The following is a 9,911-nucleotide window of genomic DNA, read 5'->3' on the forward strand; positions in this document are numbered from 1 at the left end:
GGATGCCGGGCTGAAGCCCGGCCTACCATCTGATCCGGCGTAGGCCGGGCTTCAGCCCGGCACTGCGTGACCCCCGCACCCTCTAACTCTGAGGTAAAGAGATGAACCAGGAAATCACCAACAACCCGTTCAACCCGCTGACGCCCCCGAAGGTCTTTGACGAAATCAAAGTCTCGCTGGCGTCGCCCGAACGGATTCTGTCTTGGTCCTATGGCGAGATCAAGAAACCCGAAACCATCAACTACCGAACGTTCAAGCCTGAACGTGACGGTCTGTTCTGCGCGCGTATCTTTGGCCCGATCAAAGATTACGAATGTCTGTGCGGCAAATATAAGCGGATGAAGTATCGCGGCGTTGTCTGCGAGAAATGCGGTGTGGAAGTCACCCTGCAGAAAGTCCGCCGCGAGCGCATGGGCCACATCGAACTGGCCGCGCCCGTTGCACATATCTGGTTCCTGAAATCGCTGCCGTCCCGCATCGGTCTGATGCTGGACATGACGCTGCGCGATCTGGAACGCGTTCTGTACTTTGAAAACTATGTCGTCATCGAGCCCGGTCTGACTGACCTGACCTACGGCCAGATGCTGACCGAAGAAGAGTACATGGATGCGCAGGATGCCTTTGGCATGGACGCGTTCACCGCCAATATCGGTGCCGAAGCCATCCGTGAGATGCTGGCCCAGATCGATCTGGAAGCCGAAGCCGAACAGCTGCGCGCTGATCTGGCCGAAGCCACAGGCGAGTTGAAGCCCAAGAAGATCATCAAGCGTCTGAAGGTTGTTGAATCCTTCCTCGAGTCGGGCAACCGGCCTGAATGGATGGTGATGACCGTGATCCCGGTCATCCCGCCGGAACTGCGTCCGCTGGTTCCGCTGGATGGTGGCCGTTTCGCGACGTCGGATCTGAACGATCTCTATCGCCGCGTGATCAACCGGAACAACCGTCTGAAACGTCTGATCGAACTGCGCGCGCCTGACATCATCGTCCGCAACGAAAAGCGGATGTTGCAGGAATCCGTTGACGCACTGTTTGACAACGGCCGTCGTGGCCGGGTGATCACCGGCGCCAACAAGCGCCCGCTGAAATCGCTGTCGGACATGCTGAAAGGCAAGCAGGGTCGCTTCCGTCAGAACCTTCTGGGGAAACGCGTCGACTTCTCGGGCCGTTCGGTCATCGTGACCGGTCCGGAGCTTAAGCTGCACCAGTGTGGTCTGCCCAAGAAGATGGCGCTGGAGCTGTTCAAGCCGTTCATCTACTCGCGCCTTGAAGCCAAGGGTCTGTCTTCGACCGTGAAACAGGCGAAGAAACTGGTCGAGAAAGAGCGTCCCGAAGTGTGGGATATCCTCGACGAGGTGATCCGCGAACACCCTGTCATGCTGAACCGTGCGCCGACGCTGCACCGTCTTGGCATTCAGGCGTTCGAACCGGTCCTGATCGAAGGCAAAGCGATCCAGCTGCACCCGCTGGTCTGTTCGGCCTTCAACGCCGACTTCGACGGCGACCAGATGGCCGTTCACGTCCCGCTGAGCCTTGAGGCACAGCTGGAAGCCCGTGTTCTGATGATGTCGACGAACAACGTTCTGTCGCCTGCAAACGGCGCGCCGATCATCGTTCCGTCGCAGGACATGATCCTGGGTCTGTACTATGTGTCGCTGGAACGTGCAGGTATGCCGGGCGAAGGCAAGGTCTTTGGTTCGATCGACGAAGTTCAGCACGCGCTGGATGCGGGTGAGGTGCATTTGCACACCAAAATCACCGCGCGGATCACGCAGATCGACGAAGAAGGCAACGAAGTTCAGAAGCGCTATGAAACCACTCCGGGCCGTCTGCGTTTGGGTGCCCTGCTGCCGATGAACAACAAGGCGCCGTTCGATCTGGTCAACCGCCTGCTGCGGAAGAAAGAAGTGCAGCAGGTGATCGACACCGTCTACCGCTACTGCGGTCAGAAAGAGTCGGTTATCTTCTGTGACCAGATCATGTCGATGGGCTTCAAAGAAGCGTTCAGGGCGGGCATCTCGTTCGGCAAGGACGACATGGTCATTCCAGACGACAAGTGGGGCATCGTTGATGACACCCGCGATCAGGTGAAAGACTTCGAACAGCAGTACATGGACGGCCTGATCACTCAGGGTGAAAAGTACAACAAGGTTGTCGATGCCTGGTCGAAGTGTAACGACCGTGTGACCGAGGCGATGATGAGCACCATCTCGAACGTCGCCAAGGCCGAAGACGGGTCTGACATGGAACCGAACTCGGTCTACATGATGGCCCACTCCGGTGCGCGGGGCTCGGTCACTCAGATGAAACAGCTGGGCGGTATGCGCGGCCTGATGGCCAAGCCGAACGGTGACATCATCGAGACGCCGATCATCTCGAACTTCAAGGAAGGTCTGACCGTTCTTGAATACTTCAACTCGACCCACGGTGCCCGTAAGGGTCTGTCGGATACCGCTCTGAAGACGGCGAACTCGGGTTACCTGACCCGTCGTCTGGTGGACGTGGCGCAGGACTGCATCGTTCGTGAGATCGATTGTGGCACCGAGCGCGCAATCACTGCCGAAGCTGCGGTCAACGATGGTGAGGTTGTCGCCTCGCTGGCCGAGCGTATCCTGGGCCGTGTGGCGGCTGACGATATCCTGCGTCCGGGTACGGATGAGGTGCTTGTTGCGGCTGGTCAGCTGATCGACGAACGTATGGCAGACACCATCGACGAAGCGGGCGTTCAGTCGACCCGCATCCGCTCACCTCTGACCTGCGAGTCTGAGGAAGGCGTCTGTGCCACCTGCTACGGTCGTGACCTTGCTCGCGGTACCATGGTGAACACGGGTGAGGCTGTCGGCATCATCGCCGCCCAGTCCATCGGTGAACCCGGTACACAGCTGACGATGCGGACCTTCCACATCGGTGGTGTTGCTCAAGGTGGTCAGCAGTCGTTCCAGGAAGCCAGCCAGGCTGGTGTCGTATCCTTCGAGAACCCGCAGATTCTGGTCAATGCCGCAGGCGAAAGCCTTGTCATGGGCCGGAACATGAAGCTGGTGATCAAGGACGATCACGGCGAAGAGCGCGCCAGCCACAAGCTGGGCTATGGCTCCAAGCTGTTCGTCAAGGAAGGCACCAAGGTGGCCCGCGGCGACAAGTTGTTCGAATGGGATCCCTACACCTTGCCGATCATCGCCGAGAAAGCCGGTACCACCAAATACGTCGATCTGGTTTCGGGCCTTGCCGTCCGTGACGAGACCGACGAAGCAACCGGCATGACCCAGAAGATCGTGATCGACTGGCGCGCCGCCCCCCGTGGCAGCGACCTCAAGCCCGAGATCATTCTGGTCGGTGACGATGGCGAACCGGTCCGCAACGATGCGGGCAACCCGGTTCACTATCCGATGTCGGTGGATGCGATCCTGTCGGTCGAAGATGGCCAGAAGATCGAAGCCGGTGACGTTGTTGCGCGTATTCCGCGTGAAGGTGCCAAGACCAAAGACATCACCGGTGGTCTGCCGCGTGTGGCCGAACTGTTCGAAGCCCGCCGTCCGAAAGATCACGCGATCATCGCAGAAGCTGATGGTTACGTGCGCTTTGGCCGCGACTACAAGAACAAGCGCCGCATCAGCATCGAACCGGCTGACGAGTCGCTGGAACCCATCGAGTACATGGTACCCAAGGGCAAGCACATCCCTGTTGTCGAAGGCGACTTCGTTCAGAAGGGCGACTACATCATGGACGGTAACCCGGCCCCGCATGACATCCTGTCCATCATGGGTGTCGAGGCGCTGGCGAACTACATGATCGACGAAGTGCAGGATGTGTATCGTCTGCAAGGCGTGAAGATCAACGACAAGCACATCGAAGTCATCGTGCGCCAGATGCTGCAGAAGTGGGAGATCCTGGATTCAGGCGACACCACCCTGCTGAAAGGCGAACATGTCGACAAGCAGGAGTTCGACGCAGCCAACGAAAAGACCATCGCCCGCGGTGGTCGTCCGGCACAGGGCGAGCCGATCCTTCTGGGGATCACCAAGGCTTCGTTGCAGACGCGTTCGTTCATCTCGGCGGCGTCGTTCCAGGAAACCACCCGCGTACTGACCGAAGCGTCCGTGCAGGGCAAAAAGGACAAGCTGGTCGGCCTGAAAGAGAACGTCATCGTTGGTCGCCTGATCCCCGCCGGTACCGGTGGGGCCACACAGGCCGTCCGCCACATCGCGCAGTCGCGCGACAATGTGGTGATCGAAGCCCGCCGGGAAGAGGCCGAAGCGGCCGCTGCCCTGGCTGCACCGATCATGGATGATGATCTGGTCGGGGATGAGCTGGATGTTCTGGTGGAAACACCCGAAAGCCGCGAGTAATCGCCCTATTGACAAGTTAAGGAAGGCCCCGCGATTTCGCGGGGCCTTTCGTTTTTGCAGGGTTGAAACGCGCACCACGCTTAGGGCGGTTCCAGACCACTGGCATATCGCGCTCGCCGTATGAGACCTTCAATAACAGCAGGGTTTTTCTGATTTAGCCTAAACTGTGCTACCATCCGCCTTGAATTCACACAGGTGACGGGGGTGGATGATGAGAACTGTCACAAAGCTGTCGCGCGTATTTTCGGTTTTCGGTCTGGGCCTGATGGCCGCCTGCACGGATTATGCCTATGTGGGGATGCCGCCGGGCCAGCCATCGCGTGAGATCGTGATCCCGAACGGCACGACGCGCCTGATCCCGATATCCGGCTCGATCGTCGGGCTGGCATATGATGAGCCGCGACGGCGAATCTTCCTGCGCAATCTTCCCGGCACCCAACTACAGGAGTTGGACCGAAATGGCCGTGTCCTGCGTACCTTTGCGGCACAGCGGGTTCCGGCCGGATGCGGTGGCATCACACCTGACGAGTTTCCCATCAAGGAATGCGGGTTGGCCATTCGGGGTAGCGACGGCCATCTGTTCCTCGACCATCCGAACGGGGTGATGATCGCGGAACTGACCCGCGACGGGCAATTCGTGCGCAACATAACCCTTAGCCAGCCACAGGGGCCGATTGGCGGGCTGGCCTTTGATGAAACGACCGGCACGCTTTATGTGCTGTTCATCCGCAATCGCCTGATCGCCGAGGTGGATTTGAACGGCACGGTCCTAAGGACAATCCGGGCGACCAATCCATCGGTCGGCGCAGCGGTGCAGATCGAACGCTTTGGCCTTGGCATCAATTCCAAACGCCGCGAGCTTTATGTCGCCCTTCAGAACGGCAACCAGCTTGGCGTTCTGGACATGTCCGGCGGGTTGATCGCAACGCACACGCTCAGCGCCGGGGTGGCTGTGGAAGGGATCGGAGGTGGTCGGGTCTCTGGTCTCTGATAGGGGCTCAGAAAGTGGTTTCGACACGCTCTGCACGCGTCGGGACGCAATTCTTGCGCTGATCTGATATGATGCGTTGACAGGCGGCTGTCTGATTGGGCCAATGGCCCGATCACTCTGCGCAGGGCCAAATCTGTCATGAACCCAAACACCAAAGGTGCCTTGCTGATGATGGGCAGCATGGCGGCCTTCACCCTGAACGACACTTTGGTCAAGGTCGCGCTTCGGGATCTGCCATTGTTCCAACTGGTGGCCATGCGGGGCGTTCTGGCCGTTTTCCTTGTCTACGGTCTTGCCCGCTATCTGGGGGCGCTGCACCTCAATTTCTCAAACCACGACCGGTTGCTGGTTGCGCTGCGCAGTCTGGCCGAACTGTCGGCTACCTTCTTTTTTCTAACAGCGCTCAAGAACATGCCGCTTGCCAATGTGACGGCCATTCTGCAGGCGCTGCCTCTGACCGTGACGCTGGGCGCGGCACTGGTCTTTTCCGAACAGGTCGGCTGGCGGCGCATATTGGCGATTGCCATTGGTTTTGGCGGCATGGTTCTGATCGTCAGGCCCGGTCCTGACGGCTTCAGCCTGTATTCCATCTACGCGCTGATCGCAGTGGCTTCGATCACGGTTCGCGATCTGGTGACACGACGCATGTCGCCCCAGGTTCCGTCAATGGTGGTGACGTTGGCGACCTCTCTCTCAATCACGGTGGCCGCAGCCATTGCATCGGTGTTTGAAGGATGGGTTCCGGTTTCCGGCGCTGCGGGTTCTCTGGTTGCGGCGGCGGCCGTGTTCGTCCTGATGGGCTATCTGTTCAGCGTCATGGTCATGCGTCAGGGCGATGTCGGGTTCATCGCGCCGTTTCGCTATTCCAGCCTGATCTGGGCCCTGGGGCTGGGCTGGGCCGTATTCGATGAATGGCCCGACGGTCTGACAATGCTGGGTGCGACACTGATTGTGGCCGCCGGACTGTTTACGCTGTTCCGGGAACGCGCGCGTCGGGAAGCGGCGTGAACCTGCGTGACACGGCTCTGAACACTGGTTATCCAAAGGCGAAACCCAGCCTCCGGTTGCGGGCTTGGTACTTCCGGTGCAGCGCGGTTATATGAACCCGGTAAAGCCAGCGCACCCACTTCGGCACGGCCCGGATCAGCCTATTGCCGGGCAACCGGTATCGTGCTGTTGACACTCGGGCCGACTCCCCCTATTACGCGCGTCATCTCGGTGCCGGGGGCCGCCCCATAGCCGATTCCAGTAATGAGCTGGTCAAGGCCCGGACAATTTTGCAGTTCGCGCCCTCTGAGAAACAACCGCGACGTTCACCTCGGAATGGGAACGCTCGTGGGTTTTGCGCTTGTGGACGCATAAGCGCAGCGAAGTTAGCCGCACGCAGCCCGCGTGCATGTCATGTGTGTTGCAAAACGGGGAAGAAACCGGAATGCCAACTATTCAACAGCTGATCCGCAAACCGCGGCAGCCCAAAGTAAAACGCTCGAAGTCCATGCACCTGGAGCAGTGCCCGCAGAAGCGCGGTGTCTGCACACGTGTTTACACCACCACACCGAAGAAACCGAACTCGGCTATGCGTAAGGTTGCCAAGGTGCGCCTGACCAACGGGTTCGAGGTCATCTCGTACATCCCCGGTGAAAGCCACAACCTTCAGGAACACTCGGTTGTTCTGATCCGTGGCGGCCGTGTGAAAGACCTTCCCGGTGTGCGTTACCACATCCTGCGCGGTGTTCTGGATACTCAGGGCGTCAAAGACCGTAAGCAACGCCGTTCGAAATACGGCGCGAAGCGTCCCAAGTAAGAAGGAGAGGCTGATATGTCACGTCGTCACGCCGCCGAAAAACGCGAAGTCCTGCCTGACGCCAAGTTTGGCGATAAGGTTCTGACCAAATTCATGAACAACCTGATGATCGACGGCAAGAAGTCGGTCGCCGAGCGCATCGTCTACAACGCGTTTGACCGCGTTGAGAACAAGATCAAGCGCGCGCCCGTCGAAGTGTTCCACGAAGCACTCGACAACATCAAACCGTCGGTCGAGGTTCGCTCGCGCCGGGTTGGTGGTGCAACCTATCAGGTTCCGGTCGAAGTCCGCCCCGAGCGCCGCGAAGCACTGGCCATCCGCTGGCTGATCACCGCTGCGCGCGGCCGCAATGAAAACACCATGGAAGAACGCCTCGCCGGTGAGCTGCTGGACGCTGTACAGTCCCGCGGTACCGCCGTGAAGAAGCGCGAAGACACCCACAAGATGGCCGAGGCGAACAAAGCCTTCAGCCATTACCGTTGGTAATCCCAGAGGCTTATCCAAATGGCACGCGAATATCCGCTCGAACTATACCGTAACTTCGGTATCATGGCGCACATCGACGCAGGTAAGACCACCTGCTCGGAGCGTATCCTGTATTACACTGGTAAATCCCACAACATCGGTGAGGTGCACGATGGTGCAGCCACCATGGACTGGATGGAGCAGGAGCAGGAACGCGGCATCACCATCACTTCGGCTGCGACCACCACCTTCTGGGAACGCACCGAAGACGGTCAGACCGCCGATACCCCAAAGCACCGCCTGAACATCATCGATACCCCCGGCCACGTTGACTTCACCATCGAAGTTGAACGCTCGCTGGCGGTTCTCGACGGTGCCGTCTGCGTTCTCGACGCAAACGCCGGTGTTGAACCCCAGACCGAAACCGTGTGGCGTCAGGCTGACCGCTACAAGGTTCCGCGTATGGTTTTCGTCAACAAGATGGACAAGATCGGCGCAGACTTCTTCAACTGCGTTCGCATGATCGAAGACCGCACCGGCGCACGCGCTGTTCCGGTTGGTATTCCGATCGGTGCCGAAACCGAGCTGGAAGGCCTGGTTGATCTGGTCACCATGGAAGAGTGGCTGTGGCAGGGCGAAGACCTTGGTGCAAGCTGGGTCAAAGCTCCGATCCGCGACAGCCTGAAAGACATGGCTGACGAATGGCGCGGCAAGATGATCGAAGCGGCCGTCGAAGAAGACGACGACGCAATGATGGCCTATCTGGAAGGCGAAGAGCCCGACGTTCCGACCCTGCGCAAACTGTTGCGCAAAGGCACGCTGGCGCTGCATTTCGTTCCCGTTCTGGGTGGCTCGGCGTTCAAGAACAAAGGCGTTCAGCCGCTGCTCAACGCTGTGATCGACTATCTGCCCAGCCCGCTGGACGTTGTTGATTACATGGGCTTCAAACCCGGCGACGAGGAAGAAGTTCGTAACATCGCACGTCGTGCCGATGACGACATGGCCTTCTCGGGTCTGGCGTTCAAAATCATGAACGACCCCTTCGTTGGTTCGCTGACCTTCACCCGCGTTTACTCGGGCACCATGAACAAGGGTGACTCGATCCTGAACTCGACCAAAGGCAAGAAAGAGCGCATCGGTCGTATGATGATGATGCACTCCAACAACCGGGAAGAGATCGAAGAAGCGTTTGCAGGCGACATCATCGCGCTGGCGGGTCTGAAAGACACCACCACCGGTGACACTCTGTGCGATGCGAAGGATCCGGTGGTTCTGGAAACCATGACCTTCCCCGATCCGGTGATCGAGATCGCGGTCGAGCCCAAAACCAAGGGCGACCAGGAAAAGATGTCTCAGGGTCTGGCCCGTCTGGCCGCCGAAGACCCGTCCTTCCGCGTGGAAACCGACCTGGAATCGGGTCAGACCATCATGAAGGGCATGGGCGAACTTCACCTGGACATCCTGGTGGACCGTCTCAAGCGCGAGTTCAAGGTCGAAGCCAACATCGGTGCGCCTCAGGTGGCTTATCGTGAAACCATCTCGATGCCGGTCGAACACACCTATACCCACAAGAAACAGTCGGGTGGTTCGGGTCAGTTCGCCGAAGTCAAGCTGGAGATCCAGCCCACTGAGGCAGGCGAAGGTTACTCGTTCGAAAGCCGCATCGTTGGTGGTGCCGTTCCGAAGGAATACATCCCCGGTGTTGAAAAAGGCATCAACTCGGTCATGGACAGCGGCCCTCTGGCTGGCTTCCCCGTGATCGACTTCAAGGTTGCCCTGCTGGACGGTAAGTTCCACGACGTTGACTCGAGCGTTCTGGCGTTCGAAATCGCGGCCCGTATGTGTATGCGTGAAGGCATGCGCAAAGCTGGCGCGAAGCTGCTGGAACCGATCATGAAGGTCGAAGTGATCACCCCGGAAGAATACACCGGCGGTATCATCGGCGACCTGACCTCGCGTCGGGGCCAGGTGTCTGGTCAGGAACCGCGCGGCAACGCGATTGCGATCGATGCGTTTGTTCCGCTGGCGAACATGTTCGGCTACATCAACACCCTGCGTTCGATGTCGTCGGGCCGCGCCCAGTTCACCATGCAGTTCGACCACTACGATCCGGTTCCGCAGAACATCTCGGACGAGATCCAGGCGAAATACGCATAAGCGACGATTTGAGGGAGCGCCGTTCCGGGGCTCCCTTCATTACAGAAAAAGGAGGCCATCATGGCAAAGGAAAAGTTTGAGCGTAATAAGCCGCACGTCAACATCGGCACGATTGGGCATGTTGACCACGGCAAGACGACGCTGACCGCAG

General features: G+C 58.9%; 7 protein-coding genes. All 7 read left to right on the plus strand.

From position 1 onward, the window contains the following. Nucleotides 1-101 precede the first annotated feature (101 nt). Nucleotides 102-4,343: a DNA-directed RNA polymerase subunit beta' gene (gene rpoC, locus ACR0CE_RS17945; protein ID WP_480488900.1), complete on the plus strand. Its 4,242-nt coding sequence runs from the start codon at nucleotides 102-104 to the stop codon at nucleotides 4,341-4,343. Between the two features lie 211 nt (nucleotides 4,344-4,554). Further along, nucleotides 4,555-5,334 (plus strand): hypothetical protein, encoded by a 780-nt coding sequence (locus tag ACR0CE_RS17950; protein WP_480833371.1) that lies wholly within the window; start codon nucleotides 4,555-4,557, stop codon nucleotides 5,332-5,334. 138 nt (nucleotides 5,335-5,472) lie between these two features. Further along, complete coding sequence (locus ACR0CE_RS17955) at nucleotides 5,473-6,342, plus strand: DMT family transporter (RefSeq protein ID WP_480484704.1); 870 nt, start codon at nucleotides 5,473-5,475, stop codon at nucleotides 6,340-6,342. A 424-nt stretch (nucleotides 6,343-6,766) separates the two neighbouring features. Further along, nucleotides 6,767-7,138 carry a 30S ribosomal protein S12 gene (rpsL, locus tag ACR0CE_RS17960; RefSeq protein WP_005621086.1) on the plus strand — a complete coding sequence of 124 codons (372 nt, stop codon included), beginning with the start codon at nucleotides 6,767-6,769 and terminating at the stop codon, nucleotides 7,136-7,138. A 15-nt stretch (nucleotides 7,139-7,153) separates the two neighbouring features. Further along, the gene (gene rpsG, locus ACR0CE_RS17965) at nucleotides 7,154-7,624 is read left to right on the plus strand and encodes a 30S ribosomal protein S7 (protein WP_039529242.1); all 471 of its coding nucleotides are present in this window, start codon (nucleotides 7,154-7,156) and stop codon (nucleotides 7,622-7,624) included. Nucleotides 7,625-7,642: 18 nt separating this feature from the next. Then, entirely contained in the window at nucleotides 7,643-9,760 is a 2,118-nt protein-coding gene (gene fusA / locus ACR0CE_RS17970; protein WP_480484702.1) for an elongation factor G, read from the plus strand. 60 nt (nucleotides 9,761-9,820) lie between these two features. Beyond that, nucleotides 9,821-9,911, plus strand: a 91-nt coding sequence (locus ACR0CE_RS17975; protein WP_036223564.1) for a GTP-binding protein, incomplete at its 3' end; no start/stop codon positions are given.

The organism is Ruegeria sp. L11, from assembly GCF_056531755.1.